The sequence below is a fragment of the Flavobacterium degerlachei genome (genome assembly GCF_900106645.1).
Lineage (GTDB): Bacteria > Bacteroidota > Bacteroidia > Flavobacteriales > Flavobacteriaceae > Flavobacterium > Flavobacterium degerlachei.
This window is the reverse complement of sequence record NZ_FNMV01000002.1, coordinates 140,476-160,380: the sequence shown is the minus strand read 5'-3', so window position 1 is coordinate 160,380 and position 19,905 is coordinate 140,476. Positions and strand designations below refer to the sequence as shown.

Sequence of the window (19,905 nt, the reverse complement as noted above, 5' to 3'; positions counted from 1 at the left end):
AAAAGGCCCTGAAATTTTTCAGGGCCTTTTTTTTACACTTTATTAATTAGGGAAAATGTATTCGTTATTTAAATTTTAGATTGAATTTATCCTTTTATAATTAAATACGCATTAGCTTGAATTTGTGCTTTTCCTTCTAATATTTTTTGGTTGGATTTTACTATGACTTCTAAAGGATTAGCACTGAAATTAAAGTAGCATTTAATGTTTTCGCCGTTGTACGTTCTCACAAATGAAATGCAATCATTCGAAAAGGATAATTGAGAATACTTGCCATATTGTAACACAGCTTCTGTATTGCGCAATGTAATTAGCTTTTTATACCTATTTAACAAAGAATTATTTTGCGCTTCTAAAGAGGCTACATTTATTTTTGTGTAGTTTGGATTCACTTTTATCCATGAAGACTTATCCGAAAACCCTGCTAAATACTCAGCATTCCATTGCATCGGACTTCTGGATTTATCCCTATTATGTTCGTTTCCAATTGTAAGCGCTTCTGCCTCAGATTTGCCAGCTTTGATCGCTAAATTATAGTTAATTCGTCCTTGAACGTCCATCATTTCGGCTATGGTATTAGCTTTAATGTTTTCCATTCCAATTTCTTCACCGTAGTATATAAATGGAACTCCCTTTGCAGTGAGCATTAGTGCTGCCAAGGCTTCAGCCCTTTGGGGACTGTCTTTTGCCAAACGGTCAATAAGGCGTGGCATGTCGTGGCTTCCGAAAAATAGAGTAGGGTAGCTCTTCATGTTTTTCTCCATGCTTTGTAACTCATCATATATTTTTTTTGCCGAGAATTCTTTGATGCTTCCAAAGTTGAAATTAAACACTACATCCAGTAGTTCCGGAGATTGGTATTGTTTTAAAACTTCAATTTTATCGCTTCCAATCTCTCCCACGATAAAGCGATTGTCATACTCGTTTACAACTGATTTAATTGATTTCATGGCGGTTTTAACCCCTTTTTGGTTAATGTCATTCAGATGTTCCTGCGCACCATCTTTCGTGGGGTTGTCTTTTGTTATTCCATCTGTGGTCAAGAAATTAATCACATCCAAGCGGAAACCATCAACACCTAAATCCAGCCAGAATCGCAATACGTTCTGAATTTCTGCAACCACTTTTGGGTTTCCCCAGTTAAGATCGGCCATTCTAGTGTCAAATTGATGGTAGTAATATTGGTTTGTCGTTTTATCCAATTCCCAAGCTGAAGCACCAAAAAACGATTCCCAATTGTTTGGTTTATCTTTCCAGATGTAATAATCCCGATACGGATTGTCTTTTGATTTTCTGGACTCCTGAAACCATTTAGAATCGGTTGATGTATGGTTAACCACTAAATCCATGATTATTTTGATGTCCTTTTTATGTGCTTCCTCTAAGAATTGTTTAAAGTCTTTAAGCGAGCCGTAAGTGGGATCCACCTTGTAATAATTGGAAACATCGTAGCCATTATCCACTTTTGGAGATTCCAGAAATGGGGTTAACCAAATTCCTTTTACACCAAGACTTTCAATGTAATCTAACTTGGAAGTGAATCCTTTAAAATCGCTAAAACCATCTCCATTAGAGTCCTTATAGCTGGGCATGTAGACTTCATAGAATACCGTTTCTTTCCACCACACTTTATCCGAAGCAGTTTTTTTCTCTTTATTGCAGGAAAATAGTAGAAATATAATTGGTAGTAGTACTATGGGCTTTATAAGTTTCATGGTTTTATTTTTTGAAAGATGAATTAATAAATACGCTACTGCTTTTCATAATCGGGATCCATATCTGGGGTTCTTAAACCAGCAACTTCATCAGCCATAAGAATAAAAACATTCCAACATAAACCTCTTGTTGATGGCCACCAGGAATCGGTTGTAGTCCATTTTGTCGGAATAAATTCCTTGCTGTAAGGCCAGTTTGGATTTAGATTTATTTCTGCCCAAGCTCTATTTTCCATGTAAGCTTTTGCTTTTTTCCAGCCATGTCTTTGGCCAACGGCATAAGCACAATATTCAGCACGCATCCAGCTTCCGCCATTATAGTACATTCCATCACGAGAACCATCAGCATAGTTAGATTCTCCAAATTCCCCAAAAGGCTGATAATCTGATGATAAATAGGAATATCCCTTTTCGTCATTTGTCAATCGGAAACAGATAGGGGCAGTGGTTCCAAATTCTGGATGAGGAGAGTTTGGAACTTTATTCAGCATTGGCACTCTGTCCAATTGATTGCTTACCATTTCGTCCGTTAATATTGGTCTGTCGAATAACCATAAAGAGAAAAACTCTGGCTCTAAATCAGTTAATGACATGATCTCTGGATAGTTTCTGTCGAATAAAATATGTTTTCTTTCTACGTCATAGAAATTACGGTATTCTTGTTCGGCTTTCTCAACATAAGCATCAGAGATGTCATAGCCCAATTCTTTAATCGTTCTCAGGGCAATCGCAAGCATTCCTTGGTTCACTGCAAGGCGATTTGTTTTGGGTTGGTAGTCAATAATGTCTATCTGGCTTAAAGTAAAGCGTGATTCGCAAATTCCATCTCCATCTTCATCAAATTGTTTCAAAACATAGTCAACAGCTTTGTCAATTTTTTCTTTGGGAAGTGTAACGCCAAAACGTCTTTTGTTCATCATCGCCCAAATTAGCCATTGGATCGTTGCCTCATTGTCTTTTACTTCTATAGACCCCATGTATGGTGTAATGATCGTAGCAATTCCACCTTCGGGAGTTTGCGTATTTGCCCATTTCTCCCAAATACTCAAATTTAGCTCTTTGTTATAACTGGAAACTATGGAGAAGAAAGAATCTCTATTATACATATCTGGAGCGTAGTTCATATTGGGAACATTAAAAGGAGAAAAATCATTTACAGATGTAATCCATGTCAACATATTGAAGTTAGCATATAACATTTTCTCAATCTGCGATCCTTTAAAGCCTTTTCCTTCAGCAAGTCGGGATTGTGATGAAATCACAAAATCATGATGGTTTTTCCATGGTTCTACAAATATATAGGTAGTTTTTGTGGCCTTTTCGCCCATATTGAGCTTGTTGTAGGGTTGCTTTTGAGGGTAGTGTTCTACAATTTGCAATTCTTTTATTTGAAGGTTACAATGGTCAGAAGATTGTGCACCAATAAATAGGGATACACTATCATTTTCTATGTAGGGAACTAAAACACTGCCTTTAAAAAGCGTCCATTCATTTTCTTTGATCGGAAAACGATCAATGTATTTGACGCCGTGCTCTAATTCAACCGTCTTTTTTCCATTTTTAATTCTGAATAATTTCACCGCTATAGGAGCAGTTCCTTTAGAAAGAAAAGAAAGAGAATAGACTTTTTGATCTTTCATAGCTGTTATAAATTCAATTCCAGATTGTTCATTTGACTTATAATTGATGGCATAATTAGCTTCTTTATGTTCAATATCCACAGTCCCCACTTTTTTAAAATCAGGGTTGATTTTTAAGCTGACTTCTTTTCCTGCGTCCAAATTGTACATTTCACCAAAGGTTTGCTTAATGTAATTTTGGCCGTTTTCTCTTTCAGCAACAGTTGCGACTGAAACCAAAGCAGGATCAGGTAACCGTCTCATTCCTACAAAACCACCTCCATGTCCGTTGAAACGGCGACGTGTGGTTCTCGTATATTGGTTTTTATAACCGGCATCCATCAGAAAGCCTACAACAAGATTGTCTGGGGTTACAAATCCAGCCGAAGGGAACATCTCATGTACAAAGCCACCAGGAAAATTATCGTGTTCGAAAGTCAGGTATTTTAAAGGAGTCACGGCTGGTTTAGCCGTTTCTTCAATTGAATAATATAAAGACGGCATTCCGGATTGAAATAAATCAATGCTCTTTTTAATGATATTTTTATTTACTATTTCATAAGTAACATGAATCGTCAAATTTAAATCCAATTCAGATACATAAGTATCTCTGGACATAGTAAGCTTATTAGTATCTCCAGTCCATTTTGCTCCTTTCCAGGCTGGTATTGAAATATTTTCACTTAGGTCTAGATTAGCCATGTGGAGTGAAAATTCCTCTGTGTTTTGAAGGAGAATTTGCTTGCCATTATAAACGTTCACATTGTATCCTTTCTCGGCATCACCAACAACTTTTAGCTGTAGATTCTGACTCCAACCCATTGTTCCAATGATGCAAAATAGTAGTGTCAGAAACAGGAATGTATATTTATTATTTAAGTCAGTCATAGTATTTGGTTAGTTTTAATTTTGGATATTCTAGAGGCTTTAATAAAAAATGGACGAGTAACTTGTTGTAGTTATCGTCCATTTTTGCTGATAATTAAAGAAACGGATTATCGCTTTCAGTAATTTTATTTTTACTTTCTATTGAAAGAATACTTTACAAATAGGAAACTACAATGTTATTAGCATAATATTTCCCATCCTTTAATACAATTTTGGAATGAGAAGGAATTTCAATAATTAACCTTGAAGAAAGCCCCGGAATCGTAACTTTTCCCATTTTAGAAACGTTTTTCAATAGCACTTGGTGCGATATGGCATCATATAAATCTACGTTTGTGGTAGTTTGAGTGTTATAAGTCACCGTTTTTTCTCCGTCAAAAGGATTGTACATTAAAAAGGTAGGATAGGCTTCCCCACGGTAAAAATCAGTAGCCAGACAATTCAGTTTTAAAATTTCAGGAACATCTGTTTTTTCAATGATGGCACCTGCTATTCCTACATGCCCACTTCCGTATACACTAAATTGTGAAACATCAGGGTTTCCTTCAATCCAGTTTGGACCGTCACCAATGGCAACAGGAGCTTTTAGGTTTTCATATTTTTTAAGGTGTGATTTTTTGATTAAGCCTTCATAAGCAATCACTCCTTTGGTATGTTGTTTTTGTTCAGGTATCGTCTGATGTTCATCAGCTATTTCATACGGATAAAAGAATTTGATGGCATTACTGGCATTCAGCATCCATTTCCCAACAACATTAGCATACCTTGGATCGTAACGAACCATAGGTACTAATGGCCACATAGAGTCATAAGTATTCATCAAAAAGGCAAAACCTCCGTGATCTACTGTACTTCCCATCAATCCTGAAACATCGTATCCGTTCCAGTTATCTAGTAACATTCCCCATCCTTCTCTACATTCTGGCGTGCCATTGAATGTCCAATCCAGAATTTTTGAGTAGTCGTAGTTTCTTCCTTCTTCTGCGTTTAAACGTGCGGCTACATAGGCTCCAAAAGGCATCAATATTTCATAATAGCGATTGTCTTTTTGGTTTAATAATGCTTCCAAAGAAGATTCAGCGCCTTTTAAATATTTAGGGTCGTTGAACTTTTGGTAAGCTGAATACAGAACATAAGCATGACCCGCAGCAACATCTTCTTGTTTGCAAATCCAATTGTCTTTTGGTTCTAATGTTGAGTAATCAAAAAATGAATGTTTGTAGTTCCCAGCCATTGTTGAATCAGCTTTATAGAACTTATCTGCAACAGAACGTTGAATATCTGAATAGTCTTTTTCATTCGGATAAAAATCGGCAACAGCATAGAACATCAAGTTAGGATATACATCATACCACCAGTCTCTTGCGTAACCGCCTCCAAGAAGCGCAACTTCAGGAGAAGTGTTGTTCATGATAATATTCCATTTGGTGTCGCTGTTGTAATAATTTTTCAGCATCCCAACATAGTCCTTTCCTTCTTGGTTAGACTTGTCGATTCCCACTAAACTGGCGCCCATTACAGACCCAATACTGGCTAATGATTCATGGAAAATCCCTTTGTGATGCGTAACACCTTGTCTTACATCTCCCATAGCAGTGTAAATTCCAAAGGTTTCCTGATCAAAGTTCTTGCGGGAGTCATCTTTCCATATTAACGGCCAATATTTACCTGTTTGGCTGACATCATACACTTTCGCATCGTAGTCTTTTGCCAATTGGTTAAAATCAAGGATTTTAAACGGTTTGGGAAAGTTGGGCATATCTGTAATACGTTGTATTGATTCCTGTTTTACTGCAGGAATAGTAGCAACCGTAGATTGAGTTGTATTACAAGAACTTAAGCTAATACAGAGAAAGAGAACTATTAAATGAATTGTTTTACGCATCTTTATTTTCTAGTTTAGATTGTTGATCCAAAAGTTGTTTGGCAATTAGGATTGAGAGTAATTGGATTACGGCTATGATTAATAAGGCGTATCTCAAGGCATCATCTGCATTTCCGAAATAAGCAATACCTAAGAAAGTACCTGCGCCTAATAGACGTCCTACATATAATCCGAATTCGTGATTTAAGATATATGAAAATTCATTTCTGTTTTCGATTACAGACAAAATATCAATGACTTTCAATTGAATTGGAAAATACGCAATGTCAAGAATGGGTCTTGCTATTAACAATAGGAATATAAAGATAATTACTCCAGTTGAATTAAACATCAAAGTATTGAAAAAGGAGGCCAAAAAGAAAAAGATAAGCCCGATACTAAAAATCACCAATCGATGTTTAGGTGACGATAGTTTTCCCAGAATCAACATAATCACCGCAGCTATTATTGCTCCTACTGATTGTGCTGTTCCCAATGCACCTTCAGAAGCAAAAAACTTCATCATAAGCATGGCTGGAGCTGTTACAATAAATCCTTGCGCTAGGCCTTTTAAAACAGCCATTTGAAGCATTTTTGTCCAAAGTTTATGAAACTTAAAATACAGGAATTTTTCATTCCTTGGTTTTTCATAATCACCAAAATGAAATACAATGGAAGCAAAAATGGTGAATATAAATACCACTCCGGTAACGATTCTATATCCTGAATTTACACTTTCATTTGTAGTTGAATCACTACCATTCATTAGATACCATCCAATAATTATAGGTACAATAACGGCGGTTAAAGTATAGAAAAAGGTATCCAGACCGTAGTAGAAATTCCGTGTTTTATCCGTTGTCGTAGCCAATACGAGATAATCTCTATTAGCCCAATACAAACCAAAAGACATTCCCATTATCAATCCAGCTGAAATTAATCCAGTATAACTGATTTCGTCTAAAGACATCATATATACCATAGAGACCCCACTGAGTAGCATTCCGAGGGAGAATAATTTTTTGATATTAACGGTATTCAGTAAAAAACCATTTATAAAAAAGGTAATTGGGATACCGGTGTAAATAGCTAATTGATACATCATTACCTTAGATGGATCATTAGAGTTTCGCATGATGTACGAAGCTACAAAAATGTCGATTACGGGTAAAACGAACGCGTAAATTAAATTGGTTAGGATTAAAATCTTTGTGCTCCTGGAAAAATCCTTGAGTCCTATTCTTGCTAATTTTTCCATTATACGTTTAGTGTTTTTAAGATTTCTGCAATGGAGAATGTGGCTAAGCCTACAAATTCATCCGCCGCGCCATAATACATATGTATTTCATCTCCATCAACGATATGCCCATTGGTAAATATTACTTCACCAAAAAAACCTGTTCTTTCATAGGTTTCGGTAGGCACCATAATTGGTTCTTCTGAACGGGCCAAAACGATAGAAGGATCTTTAAGATCTAGTAAAATAGCCCCTAAACAATACCTGTTTTCTTTTGTAGCGCCATGATATATTTCTAACCAGCCTTTCTCCGTTTTTATTGGTGCTGCGCCAGCTCCTAATCGTTTGCTGTCAAATTTTCCTTCGCGAGTTTTAGCAATACATTTATGGTTTCCCCAATGTACACCATCAGGAGATTCTGCTAACCAAATATAATTACCACCTAGTTCAGGGCTGCTTGGACGATGCAAAGCATAGAATTTGTCGTTGAATTTTTCTTCAAAAATGGCACAATCTTTATTGTGTGGACTAAAAATCATCCCTTTTTTCTCAAATGTTTTCCAGTCGGTTGTAGTTCTAAGACCAACACCAACACCGTTTGAAGAAACCATAGTGTAAGTAAGGTGATAGGTGTCTCCAATTTTAGATACACGGCAGTCTTCGATACCATAGGATTCGTATTCTCCTTCTCCAAAAAGAGACGGATAGGCAGGATCTTCCTTGAAATCCACTCCATTTTCACTCCAAACCAATCGTAAATGAGATATGGTTGTGAGGTAGTCAACCCCATCGTACTGGATTACTCTAGAGTCTGAAGCATTTAATTTTGGATCATCAAGCTTAAAATCTAAAATTTCAATTTTTCCGACATTATTATATATTGGAACAGATAAAAGACCTTCTTTCTGGACTGTTCTTTCGGCTACTCGTACAAGTAATCCTGTTTTTCCATTGAATTCAAATGCCCCAGGATTTAGTAAACATTCGATAATCATGTTCCCATCACTTGCTTTTAAATCTTTAGGTGATAAAATGGGATTGTTCTTATAACGATTGGCAATATCTGTCATGTGTGATTTTTTTATATTTGATAAATCAAAAGTCTGAAATGTAATATATAATTAGTTTAAAAAGAGAGAAGTAGCAATTAATAATTAACTACTTCTCAAATGTATTAACCAAATTAAACAAACGTACTTTAAATATTAATATCCTGGGTTTTGAACTAATAATCCTGCTGAAGCATCAATTTCTGATTGCGGTATTGGAAACAAAAGATGCTTGTCTTGGAAGTTCTTTCCATGTGCTGTCATAACTGCTTTTGCAATTCCCCATCTTTTTAGATCTAACATTCTTTGGTTTTCAAAACCAAGTTCTGCTCTTCTTTCAGATATTAACCAGCCTTTGATAGTTGCTTTATCAGTAGATGCAACTCTATCTACTAAAGTTCCAACAGGAGGAATTGTTCCTAAAGCCGTTACCGTAGTTCTTGCTCTAGCTCTTATTTTATTGATAATTGCGATTGCGCCAGAATAATCACCAGTTTCATTAAGTGCTTCTGCTTTCCAAAGCAATGCATCAGCATAACGCATATAAACCTTGTTTGTAGGTGCATCATCGTTTCCTTTGTTAGCTCCGTTAAGTGTTCCCAATATTTTATTTACATTTTGATTAGGAGCATCTACAGTATATAATTTTCTTGGATCATTTGGTTCAAATGAATTTAAGAAATCGGTGCTCGGAGCAAAAAATCCCCATCCTAAAGGTGCACATATACCATTCCCACTTCTTGGATTGGTATTAGATTGATGATCGTAAGAAAAAATCACTTCATTATCTGTATATTCTTTGGCAGTGCTGAAATTGTCAAAATAATTAGCGTTTAAGCTATACCCTAGTGGAGCTAACTCATCAACTAAAGTAATTACTTCTGACCATTTTTCAGTGTATAAAGCGGCTTTTGCCTGAAGTGCAATTGCAGCTCCCTTAGAGACTCTCCATTTTTCAGTTGTCGACGAGTATTTTGAATTTGGCAATAAGCCTTTTGCTAAAGCTAAATCTGACTTAATGCTATCCCAAACTAAACTTTTGTTAGCGCGTACTGCAAAATCAAAGGCCTCTTGATAAGTTTGGACAGAACCTAGAATTAATGGCACATCACCAAAATTAGTAACTAATGAAAAGTAATAATGTGCTCTTAAGAAATAAGCTTCACCTAACAATTGGTTTTTTCTCGCTGCACTGATTCCTGTAATGGTCTCAATGTCTGATTTGGTTAAGAATCCAATAGCAATATTGGTTCTTTTAATTCCTTCATAATCGTATTTCCACAAACCGTTTGGACCTCCATTAGTTGAAGTAAAAGTGTAGTTATTGATATCGTCCATCCAAACTTGATCTCCATCAGGACTCCATTTTTTTTCCATGTCATCTGAGGCGATGTCTTGCATCACATAATCATTTTGAAACACAAGTCCTCCGTTCCAGTCCCATTCGGCCAAAATGTTCAATCTATTAGATAATAATTGGTAAGATGAATTGACTGAAAGTTCTACTGAATTTAGGGTAGGAGTAGTGTTTGCTTGCTCCAAAGTTGTTGCTCCAATCGGATCAGAAGTAAGCTCATCCTGGCAACTTGTTAAAAACAGTATGCTCATTAATAGCATCGATTTTAATATATTTTTCATGACTAAATATTTAGATGTTTAATTATAGTTTTACTTGGATTCCCAATAAATATGCTTTTGATTGCGGATACGTTCCTTTGTCAATCAATGAAGTAGATTCTGGATCCAATCCTGTGTAATCAGTTATGGTGAAAAGGTTTTGACCTGAAGCATAAATACGTAGGTTTTTAACACCTATTGTTTCTGCGTTAAAAGTGTATCCTATTTCAAGGTTTTTCAATCTCAAGTAAGAAGCATCTTCAACAAATACGCTCGATACATTTCCACCACCATTATTATTAAAAGTAAGTCTTGGTGTAGTGTTAGTAGAACCTTCGCCATTCCAGCTGTCTAATACTGCAGTTGTGGAATTAAAAGGGCGACTATCGTAGTTTAAGATTTGTTTTGAGTCATTATAACGATCTACTCCATTTACCCCTTGTAATAAGAAAGAAAAATCAAAGTTTTTGTAGTCTCCAGTGAAAGAAAATCCATACGTTAATTTAGGAATAGGACTTCCAATGATTGCTCTGTCATCGGCATTAATTTGTCCATCTTCGTTTATGTCTTTAAATCGAATGTCTCCAGGTTGTGCATTATTCGAATTTGCAAATAATTGCGTGCTTACCTCTCCTGCATTTTGGTATATACCATCAAATACAAGTCCGTAGTAAGAACTGATTGGTTGTCCAACTTCCGTTTTTGTATGCGTACCATCATCAATAATGCTTTTTACATAGGTTTGAAGCTTATTAACTCTGTTCGTTAGTGTAGCTATATTTGCATTTACACTGTACTTGAAATCATGATCGTAATTTTTTAAATTAAGTCCAAATTCAAATCCTTTATTGCTTACTTCTCCAGCATTTACAATAGTTTGATTGATCACTCCCACAGAAACTGCCGGTAGGGTCACGCCCAATAAAATATCAGTTGTGTTCTTAACAAAGTAATCAGCTGTAAATGAAAGTTTATTGCTAAATGTACTCAAATCAACACCAAAATTCGTTTGTGTAGTCGTTTCCCATTTTAAATCTGGATTTCCGTAACGAATGATGTTAACCACACCACCTGATGTAGAAACCAAAGTTTCGTAGGCGTTATTCGGTATTTCTTGGTTACCTGATTGTCCCCAACTTGCTCTTAATTTTAAGTTTGATATCCAATCTGCTTTTGCCAAGAAGTTTTCTCTTGAAACCAACCAACCTGCAGAAACAGAAGGGAAATAACCCCATTTGTTATTTGGTCCAAAACGAGAACTTGCATCTGCTCTTACTGTCGCTGTTGCAAAATATTTACTTGCATAACCATAAGTACCTGATCCAAAGAAAGACTGCAGCGCCCAGTTTTCAGCAGAACCAGAGCTATAGGCATTTGTTGTACTACCAAAGTCTAGGTATCTAAACGAGTTAGAGGTATTGTCAAAATTTTGTCTGCTACCACCTATAGCTGATGATTTACTACTGATGTTTTCCATTCCAAGTAAAAAGTCGATACTATGGTCGTCGTTGATCGTTTTAATATAGTTTAAGGTGTTACTGAAAGTAAAAGTCATATTTTGACCTCTATTTTCATCTAATCCATTAGGTCTATTGATTCTTCCCATTCCATAATACTGGTTTCCAGTATCACTAATGTCAGCATCCCCAAAATTAGCTCCAAAATTTTTGTTGTGACTGAAACTAATATCTGCCCCAAAGTTGCTTCTGAATTTCAAAGATTTATCTGCTAAGAAAGCATATTCACCATATAAGTTTCCAAAGGTTTTGTAGGTATTTCGTTTGTCATCAGTAAAATGCACAATAGCAAGTGGGTTTGAGGTATACTCATAATTTTTACTCCAGCCATTATCAGGTCCTGTATAGAAAGGTAAATCTGTGTATGGATTACTTGCTGAATAAGTAGGATCGTTTATGTCTTTATAAACCGCCAAAACTGGAGGACGAATTAAAGCATGACGTATAATTCCAGGTGCATCACCGCTTGAAGATAATTTGTCTTGTTTTTCGTAACTGATCTGAAGATTCGTTCCTACTTTAAAACGATCTGAGACGTTAGCGTTAATGTTTGATCTGAAATTAATACGTTGATATTGATCGTGGTCTTCCGTCACAATTCCATCGATACCATAATAACCTCCAGAAACTAAATATTGAATATTCTCTGAACCTCCACTTACTGAAGTTTGGAAGTTTTTAGAAATACCAGTTGTGAATAATTCATCTTGCCAGTCTGTGTCGGCTAAATCAGTTCTGCTTCTGTCTGCTGCATAAGGACTAATTGCAGATGCTGAATTACCAGCTGTATTATGCCAAGCTTGATCTTTTACGGTCAAATATTGGTCTGTATTTAACATATCAGGAAGGTTTGTAGCTACATGAAACCCAGTAAAATATTCTGAGCTGATAGTCGCTTTTCCTATTTTCCCGCTTTTGGTTGTTATTAATACAACACCTCCAGCAGCTCTTGCTCCGTAAATTGCTCCGGCAGCAGCATCTTTCAATACAGTCAAAGATTTAATGTCTGATTGATTAAGGAAAGAAATATCGCGGGTTGAAACTCCGTCAACAACGTACAATACATCATTGTTTCCAAGTGTTCCTTCACCTCTAATACGTATTTTGATTCCATCACCAGGAGCTCCGGTATTAGCGGCAACAAAAACACCAGCTACTTGTCCTTGAAGTGCTTGTGCAACATCTGCTACCTTTGTTTTTGCTAAATCATCAACATTCACAGTGGTTACAGCGCTACTAAGGGATGATTTTTTTGCTGATGAATATCCTATAAGTACCACTTCTTCTAGTTGTTGTGCATCTTGTGTTAAAGAAGCATTAACAGTACTCATTCCGTTTACTGCAATCTCTTTATTTATATAACCAATATAGCTAAAAACTAAAACAGCTTTAGGGCTTACATTGTTTAATGTATATTTTCCGTCAAAATCAGTTATTGTTCCTGTATTCGTTCCCTTAACAATAACATTTACCTGTGGTACTGGACCACTTTTATCAGTAACAATACCTGTAACGGTTTGCGCATTCATGATGCTTGCTGATAGTATTGTTCCCACTAAGAACAATTTATAAATAATACTTTTCTTCATCATAAGGAAGTGTTAGATTGATTAATAATTTGGCTAGTTGTTTTCATGGTTTTAAATAGTTTAGTTGATTTAAATTAATTTGTTTTGAGTTTTAATTAGATTTAATAATCAGTCCATAAAATTACTTAGAGAGCACAAGAAATTGTGTACACTATTTCATCAAAGGTGTATACAAACAGGTATGTAGCTTGTTTTTAAGTTTTTAGTACTTGGATTTGTACTTGAGCTGATAATTTTTAGGAGTGATGTCGTACATCTTTTTAAACTCGCGATAAAAGTAAGATCGGTTATTAAAACCTGATAGATAGCAAATCTCTGATACAGTCAAAACATTTTTACGCAATAGTTCAGCGGCATGTTTTATTCTGATAGTTCTAATCAAATCACCTGGAGTCAAACTAAAAATTTGTTTGGTTTTTCGATACAATTGGGAATTACTGATGCCCAATTCTTTTTCGATAAAAAGACTTTGTAGGTTCTCGTTATCTATATTCTTTCGTATTAAATCAATGACCTTTTTAATAAACTCCTTTTCATCATTTTCTATAGGTAGAGTAGATAGGTTTTCGACGAGACTGTCCTGCGCAAAGTGCTTTAATATTAATTCCTTTTCTTCCAGTAATTTTTGAATTCTTATTAATAGGTGGTCTGGATGAAATGGTTTCGGGATATAGGAATTGGCACCGCTTTCAAGTCCTTCAATTCGGTGCACTACAGATTCTTTTGCGGTAAGCATAATAAAAGGAATATGACAGGTTTGTATGTCCTTTTTTATTTTTTCGCACAATGCGATACCGTCCATCAAAGGCATCATAACATCACTGATGATAATGTCAGGAATTTCATTTTGAATGCTCTCTAAAGCTTCAACACCATTGTAAGCGATATTAATTTTATATTTTTCTCCTAATAATTCATTTAAAAAGGAATGGATTTCTTTTTCGTCTTCAACAATTAATATTGTTTTTCGATGATCAATAACTGCATCAAGGGTTGATATCTTATCAGGTACGGTATTATCCTTACTTGGTAGTTCTTCCAAGATGCTTTTTAGGTGTTGAGAAATGAAAACTTGGCTAGTTTCGCCAGCAACATCCTCATTGATTTCAAATTCCTTTTCAATAAATGCTTTCTTGCCACATGGAATCAGGATTGTAAAAGTGGTAGTCTCGTTAGCAATACTCGAAACTTGAACATCACCTTTGAGCACGGTCACGAGTTTCTTTATAAATGCCAGACCAATACCAGTTCTAAACAAATCATTGTCAGTGCTGGAATTAGTATCCGTTAATAAAAATTTATCAAATAGGGAGTCTAGTTTTTCTTGTGGTATTCCCTTTCCAGTATTTACAACCGTAATGTTTAGTTTTTTAGAATTGGTTTTATCGATAGAAATTTTTAGATCAATCTTACCGTTTTCGGGTGTGTATTTAAAAGCATTCGATAATAAATTGAATATTATTTTTTCAATTTTATCTTTATCAAACCATCCATTAAGTTTCGAAGGGATTTCAAGCTTATAATCTATGTTTTTATCCAATGCCCATTCGTCAAATAGTTCGGCAATTTGTTCGACTAAGTTGACCAAATCAAATTTTTTCACGACAACTTCTAAATAATCAAATTCTGCTTTTCTGAATTCCAATAATTGTTGCGTTAAAAAAAGCAATCTTGAAGAGTTGCGCTCAATCATTTGAATGAACTTCTGGTTTTTTTCGCTCAGGTTTGATGTTTCGCCAAGTTTTTGAATGGGCCCAACAATCAATGTCAAAGGAGTTAAAAATTCATGTGCAATGTTGGTAAAAAACGAAAGTCTGTTTTCATGTAGCTCTTCTTCTCTTTGACGGAAAAGAATATTTTGACTTAATGACTGACGTTTCTTGTAGTAACTTAGAACAAACAGCATAAAAAAGAAAAACAATATCGAGTAAATAAAAATTGCAAGGTTAGATTGCCAATAAACTGGTCTAACTCTGATGTCAATTGCATGCACAGGGCTAGTCCATACTCCGTCACTGTTTGTCCACTTTATCCACAAGGAATAATTTCCTCTTGGCACATTGGTAAAAGAAATATTTCTCCTATTACCAATCATGTTCCATTCCTTATCAAAATTTTCCAATTGATAGGCATATTGGCATTTTTCACTATTGATATAGGTTAATGCTGATAATTCAATGTCAAAAAAGTTCTGATTGTGATCCAAAACAATTGAAGGAGGCGTTTTTGAATCAGCAGAGATAACCAGTCCTTGATAATAGGGTTCAGCCTGATTTTGACCACTAATTTTATCAATTAATAAATCAGGAACTATTGCAGATTCCTTTATTTTTTGAGGAAGAAAGTAGTTGAATCCTTTTATTCCACCCATGAATATGAAACCTGATTTTTGATTTTGATAAAAGGCGCCATCAGCAAATTCATTGTTTTGCAGTCCTTCGTTTTTAGTGTAATTAATGAATTTGGATTCTTCAGGAATGAAATTGGACAATCCAAAATTAGTACTTATCCACAGATTCGATTTATTATCAGATACAATTCCATGTACTGTGTTATTAGGTAGTCCGTCTTTGACTGTATAGTTTTTGAATGTTGCACTACCGTCACTTTTTATGCCTTCCAGCATATTCAGTCCAAAACTTGTTCCAATCCAAAGCTTGTTTTTAGCATCTTTTTTCAAACACAATATATCATTGTTGGATAGACTTTGAGAATCATCCTTTTTGTTTTTATACGTACGGAACAAGCCTAATTCTTTATCAAAAAGATTAAGGCCGCCTAATCTGGTTCCTATCCAAAGTTGGTTTTGACTCTTTGGCACAATGGAAAAAATAATATTACTACTTAAGGATTTTCCATCCTCATTATCCGCAATGTATTTCTTGTATTGAGATAATTTTAGTTTGTTGCCTGAACGTTCTATTTTACATCGAATCATTCCATAACCATTAGTACCAAGCCATATAAAACCGTTTTCATCTTGATAAATAGAATATATAGACTTAAAGTAGTCGCTTTGTTCGTTTCCTATAATTTCAGACCAGCTAATAAGTTTTGAGTTTTTTAAGTCATAAACGGTGATACCTTTTCCATCTGTCCCTATAAATAAGAGATCATTCTGTCCTTTGCATAATGAAAACACGGCATTATTAATGATGCTATTATTTTCATTGAAAGTCACATACTTTAATGGTTGTTCGCTCTGATAAAAATTAGAAGGAAATTTAAAAAGGCCCTTTCCCTTTGTTCCCACCCAAAATGAATTCCCCTCTAATTCTAGAAAAGCCCTTATAATACCGCCATCTAGTTCGGGAATTTGCGCTTTTGAAATAAGATTAAATGATTTTTTAAGCGGAAAGATTTTAAAAACTCCATCTCCATCTGTACCAGTCCAAATCACATTTTCGCTACCTTGAATTAAAGCGGTTATTTTCTGATTTTTCAGGTATCTTAACCAAGAACTTGTAAGTAGAGTTCCCGTGCTATCAATAATACTATAACCTGATTTTCCTGAAATAACAAGGCCTTCAGGAATACGTCCTACAAGATTATCGATATTTTTTTCTGAAAGAACTTGATTTTTTTTATCTAACACTGAATATATACGGGCATTTTCAGAAGTCGGAATAATGCAAATTTTATCAGTGGAGATGGTTTCAAATGTTCTGATGTTTTTTGAAATCAACTCTGATTTTGTAATTGTTTTTTCGGTTTCATTGCTATTTGCAATGGACAAAGAATAAAGTTGGTCGTCTTCAAACAAAACCAATAAATTGCCTTTGGAGCTGAACTCCATTTTTTTAACAGCTTTTGAAGGAAGAGTTTTTGATTTTAACAATTGGAAATCGGTGCCGTTATAATAACCAATTCCCCAATCTTTTACGGCGCAAAATACTTTTTTTGAGTCGTCAAGGGCTATGTTGAATTCAGATTCAGATAATGGGGGAGTATTCTTTCTGGAAAAATAAAAACGTTTAAAACGGTCGGTTTTTTTATCATACTGATTTATTCCGTGCATCGTCAAAATCCAAATTCGACCTAAATCATCCTCGTCTATTTTTAGGATCACCTGATTGCTCAAGCTATTTTCATTATTTAATTCGGGTCTGAAAATTTTAAATGTATTTCCGTCATAGCGGTTTAATCCGTCCCAAGTACCAATCCAAAGTAAATTTTCAGAGTCTTGAAAAATAGTGTTTACAGAACTATTCGAGAGTCCTTTGGTGTTGTCTAATTGTTCAAGAGAGTACTTTAATTCTGAAGTTTTTGCTGAGTCTGCAGCTGATTTTATTGCACTGCTTTGCATTTCTGGTGCTGTGGCCTTTTGAAGATTAGCATTCGCGGTATTGGGCGACTGTTTTTCTTTGTCGTTGCAGGCAACAAAACCTATAAAAAGAAAACAAATAAATAAAATCTTGATTTTCAATTTAATAAATGTTTTTGTGATTTGTTTTTCAAAATACTACAATAGAAGTTCCCGCTTCATAAAACAAGAAATGACGTAATCGATGTAGCTGAGTGGCCAAATATACATAAAATATTAGAAAGAGAATAGGACGTCTACCTAGTCTCTCTTATCTATGGATTGTGTTTTTTTTAGGTTTAAAAATAATATGGAAATAGGATAGTTCAGTAATACTAAACTATAGTTTCACCATTAGAATCTGTAGTCAATAATTCGCTCATGTAATCAAAAAAGGGCATCACTGATTTGTAGATAGAATTTACTTTCGCTAAAAAGTCATCTGAAAGTACTTCCTGATCGGTAAAATCATGTCTTAAAAAAAATTGTTTGTGACGGATTAATTCAATAGCAACATGGTCTTTCTGGAATCCTCTAGGCGTGGTCAAAACGGAATTTCCTTGTAGATCACCAAAGTTAGATTGTATTTCTTTTGATTGAAGTAACGCATTCCATTGTGAATGATTGGCTGTGATGTCTAAACGAATCCTTTTTAAATCTTCGGGATTTGGGGCAAAAAAGCCACAGGCTAAATAACTATTTCCGGGCTTAATATTCATATAATACCCACCTCTTCTTTGCTTGCCGAATCGTTTTAAATTAAAGTCAAATTTTGAGTGATAGGGTAGTTTGTCCTTGCTGAATCGCATGTCGCTGTAAATTCGGTAAAGACTTTTTTTAGCAGATCGATTTTCTAGTTGGTCGTGTTTGTTGATTTCCAAGATTAGCCCTTCAATAAAAGAATGCATGTTTTGCTGTGCCTCAAGATAAAATGGCTTGTTCGTTTGAAACCAATCCCTATTATTGTTTGCAGCAATATCAGTAAGGAATTTTAATGTTGATTTGTCTATGGTTTCTATTGTCATTTTATTTCAAAATTGGCGAATTGCTTAAATTCGGATTTTTTAGAGCTTCGGTCGAAGCTTTGTAGTGACAAATTTATGAAACTATCCTCGATATTTACAGCAGCATCCTATTTTAAGCTGTTCAAATACCGACAAGCGGTAGATCGAAAAGGAATTACTTATGCTCTAAGTTCCTTCGTAATGGAGGGAATAAAAACGATTTGATCTACTATATATAAAGTCTCAGTTTTTTCGAAAGTTAAGCAACTAAGAACTATCGTGAAAAATGTCTAAACATGATTCTGATTATTTTTAGTAGAATCAACTATAGGGGAAATTAATGAAGCCAATAGTTGGGACTACAAACAATCGCTATTCTTAATGTAACGTATAGGTGTTATTCGTTTTTTGAAAGAATGGTATTTATTGTTTTAATCATTTCATCTGTATTCATTGCATTAGTGTCAATCGCTACGCTATTATTGCCATAAGGTTCGTATTTATTCACCACAGTTACTGAAAACAATCCAACTGTTGGTGTTTTTGAAGCACTTGCCAAATGCATCATACCGCTATCCGCTCCAATGAAGATATCTGTATTAGCAATAAAAGCCGCTATTTCTCTAATGTCTTTACTATAAAATGATGGCGCTTTGAAGCCTATTTGCGAAACATTTTCAACGGGTAGTAATTCAACAATATTGTAGTTGCTGTAATCCTTTTTCAGTCTCTCGTAGAATTCATTCCACCAAGCTTCCGAATAGCATTTTGCGCCCGTGGCGAAAGTAAATATGCAGATTGTTTTTTTTTCTTTATCGATAAGTTTTTCTAATTCTAGCTTGGCTGCTGCAAGTTCTGAAGGACTCAATTTAAGGTCTAATGTTGGTATTGGATTCTCTTTATTTGGGACTCCAAGTTTAGATAAGTAGCTTCTTAAACTGTATACTGGATATTTTGCAATGTGTTTGTGGTCTGGGTATTTTGATTCAAAGTCAGTTTCCTCATCCCCGAATAATTTATAGTCGGACTTTGCAAATTTGGTAGAAAGCCTTCCTGAAGAAGAGTTTTTATCTACATTTATGACAAGGTCGTAGTTTTTTTTCTTTAGCGCTAACCAACCGTTTAGGTAAGGAAGTAAATCGTTAAAATGTTTTTTTGGCAATTTAATGATGCTGTCAACGCTCTCGAAATTTTCAAATATAATTGGCGCTACATTTCCTTTTACAAACAAATCTATTTTACAGTTTGGGAATGTATCAGCAACCTCTTGGACCAGTGGAGTAATTAGTAATTGGTTTCCTAATCGGTGATTGGGTCTGCAAATTAATACAGTCTTTACCGCATCCTTATTGATCATTGGTAGGTTTTGATTCATGGCAGAACCACTAATTTTCTTAGTCATTCCCTGCATCAAATTCCTTCTAACTGAATTTATTTTTTTTAAAATACCCATGCTTGTAAAATAGTATTAACTGTAGTGTGTTTTTTTGCCAAAAAACAAGC

The 19,905-nt window shown here is 35.0% G+C and carries 11 protein-coding genes; 1 reads left to right on the top strand and 10 read right to left on the bottom strand.

The genetic code is table 11. From position 1 onward, the window contains the following. Positions 1–86: 86 nt before the first annotated feature. From BLV91_RS02840 to BLV91_RS02800, 9 genes are all read right to left on the bottom strand, one after another. Positions 87–1,715 (bottom strand): alpha-glucosidase, encoded by a 1,629-nt coding sequence (locus tag BLV91_RS02840; protein ID WP_245709593.1) that lies wholly within the window; start codon positions 1,713–1,715, stop codon positions 87–89. A gap of 35 nt (positions 1,716–1,750) precedes the next feature. After that, on the bottom strand, positions 1,751–4,222 hold the full coding sequence (locus BLV91_RS02835; protein ID WP_175513938.1) for a hypothetical protein: 2,472 nt from the start codon (positions 4,220–4,222) through the stop codon (positions 1,751–1,753). A gap of 154 nt (positions 4,223–4,376) precedes the next feature. Then, positions 4,377–6,107 (bottom strand): hypothetical protein, encoded by a 1,731-nt coding sequence (locus BLV91_RS02830; RefSeq protein ID WP_175513937.1) that lies wholly within the window; start codon positions 6,105–6,107, stop codon positions 4,377–4,379. Beyond that, positions 6,100–7,344, bottom strand: coding sequence for an MFS transporter (locus BLV91_RS02825; protein WP_091429415.1), 1,245 nt, complete (start codon positions 7,342–7,344; stop codon positions 6,100–6,102). The genes BLV91_RS02830 and BLV91_RS02825 overlap by 8 nt, the downstream gene beginning before the upstream one ends. Continuing rightward, positions 7,344–8,393: a glycoside hydrolase family 130 protein gene (locus BLV91_RS02820; RefSeq protein ID WP_091429413.1), complete on the bottom strand. Its 1,050-nt coding sequence runs from the start codon at positions 8,391–8,393 to the stop codon at positions 7,344–7,346. The genes BLV91_RS02825 and BLV91_RS02820 overlap by 1 nt, the downstream gene beginning before the upstream one ends. Before the next feature lie 135 nt (positions 8,394–8,528). After that, complete coding sequence (locus BLV91_RS02815) at positions 8,529–10,010, bottom strand: RagB/SusD family nutrient uptake outer membrane protein (protein ID WP_091429410.1); 1,482 nt, start codon at positions 10,008–10,010, stop codon at positions 8,529–8,531. Between the two features lie 22 nt (positions 10,011–10,032). After that, the gene (locus BLV91_RS02810) at positions 10,033–13,098 is read right to left on the bottom strand and encodes a SusC/RagA family TonB-linked outer membrane protein (RefSeq protein WP_091429407.1); all 3,066 of its coding nucleotides are present in this window, start codon (positions 13,096–13,098) and stop codon (positions 10,033–10,035) included. Between the two features lie 199 nt (positions 13,099–13,297). After that, positions 13,298–17,521 (bottom strand): hybrid sensor histidine kinase/response regulator transcription factor, encoded by a 4,224-nt coding sequence (locus tag BLV91_RS02805; RefSeq protein WP_091429404.1) that lies wholly within the window; start codon positions 17,519–17,521, stop codon positions 13,298–13,300. A 212-nt stretch (positions 17,522–17,733) separates the two neighbouring features. Beyond that, a complete protein-coding gene (locus BLV91_RS02800; RefSeq protein ID WP_091429401.1) occupies positions 17,734–18,423 on the bottom strand; it encodes a DUF2461 domain-containing protein in 690 nt (229 codons plus the stop codon). Between the two features lie 75 nt (positions 18,424–18,498). Between BLV91_RS02800 and BLV91_RS17230 the strand changes: the two genes are divergently transcribed. Continuing rightward, positions 18,499–18,627 carry a hypothetical protein gene (locus BLV91_RS17230; RefSeq protein ID WP_262488595.1) on the top strand — a complete coding sequence of 43 codons (129 nt, stop codon included), beginning with the start codon at positions 18,499–18,501 and terminating at the stop codon, positions 18,625–18,627. Between the two features lie 172 nt (positions 18,628–18,799). Here BLV91_RS17230 and BLV91_RS02795 read toward each other — a convergent pair whose 3' ends face one another. Beyond that, the gene (locus tag BLV91_RS02795; protein WP_091429399.1) at positions 18,800–19,855 is read right to left on the bottom strand and encodes a glycosyltransferase family 9 protein; all 1,056 of its coding nucleotides are present in this window, start codon (positions 19,853–19,855) and stop codon (positions 18,800–18,802) included. Positions 19,856–19,905: the final 50 nt, after the last annotated feature.

Bases quoted from the DNA above. Each gene is read 5' to 3' on its own strand.
- BLV91_RS02840 (WP_245709593.1), bottom strand. From the start codon at position 1,715: ATGAAACTTATAAAGCCCATAGTACTACTACCAATTATATTTCTACTA.
- BLV91_RS02835 (WP_175513938.1), bottom strand. From the start codon at position 4,222: ATGACTGACTTAAATAATAAATATACATTCCTGTTTCTGACACTACTA.
- BLV91_RS02830 (WP_175513937.1), bottom strand. From the start codon at position 6,107: ATGCGTAAAACAATTCATTTAATAGTTCTCTTTCTCTGTATTAGCTTA.
- BLV91_RS02825 (WP_091429415.1), bottom strand. From the start codon at position 7,344: ATGGAAAAATTAGCAAGAATAGGACTCAAGGATTTTTCCAGGAGCACA.
- BLV91_RS02820 (WP_091429413.1), bottom strand. From the start codon at position 8,393: ATGACAGATATTGCCAATCGTTATAAGAACAATCCCATTTTATCACCT.
- BLV91_RS02815 (WP_091429410.1), bottom strand. From the start codon at position 10,010: ATGAAAAATATATTAAAATCGATGCTATTAATGAGCATACTGTTTTTA.
- BLV91_RS02810 (WP_091429407.1), bottom strand. From the start codon at position 13,098: ATGATGAAGAAAAGTATTATTTATAAATTGTTCTTAGTGGGAACAATA.
- BLV91_RS02800 (WP_091429401.1), bottom strand. From the start codon at position 18,423: ATGACAATAGAAACCATAGACAAATCAACATTAAAATTCCTTACTGAT.
- BLV91_RS17230 (WP_262488595.1), top strand. From the start codon at position 18,499: ATGAAACTATCCTCGATATTTACAGCAGCATCCTATTTTAAGCTGTTC.
- BLV91_RS02795 (WP_091429399.1), bottom strand. From the start codon at position 19,855: ATGGGTATTTTAAAAAAAATAAATTCAGTTAGAAGGAATTTGATGCAG.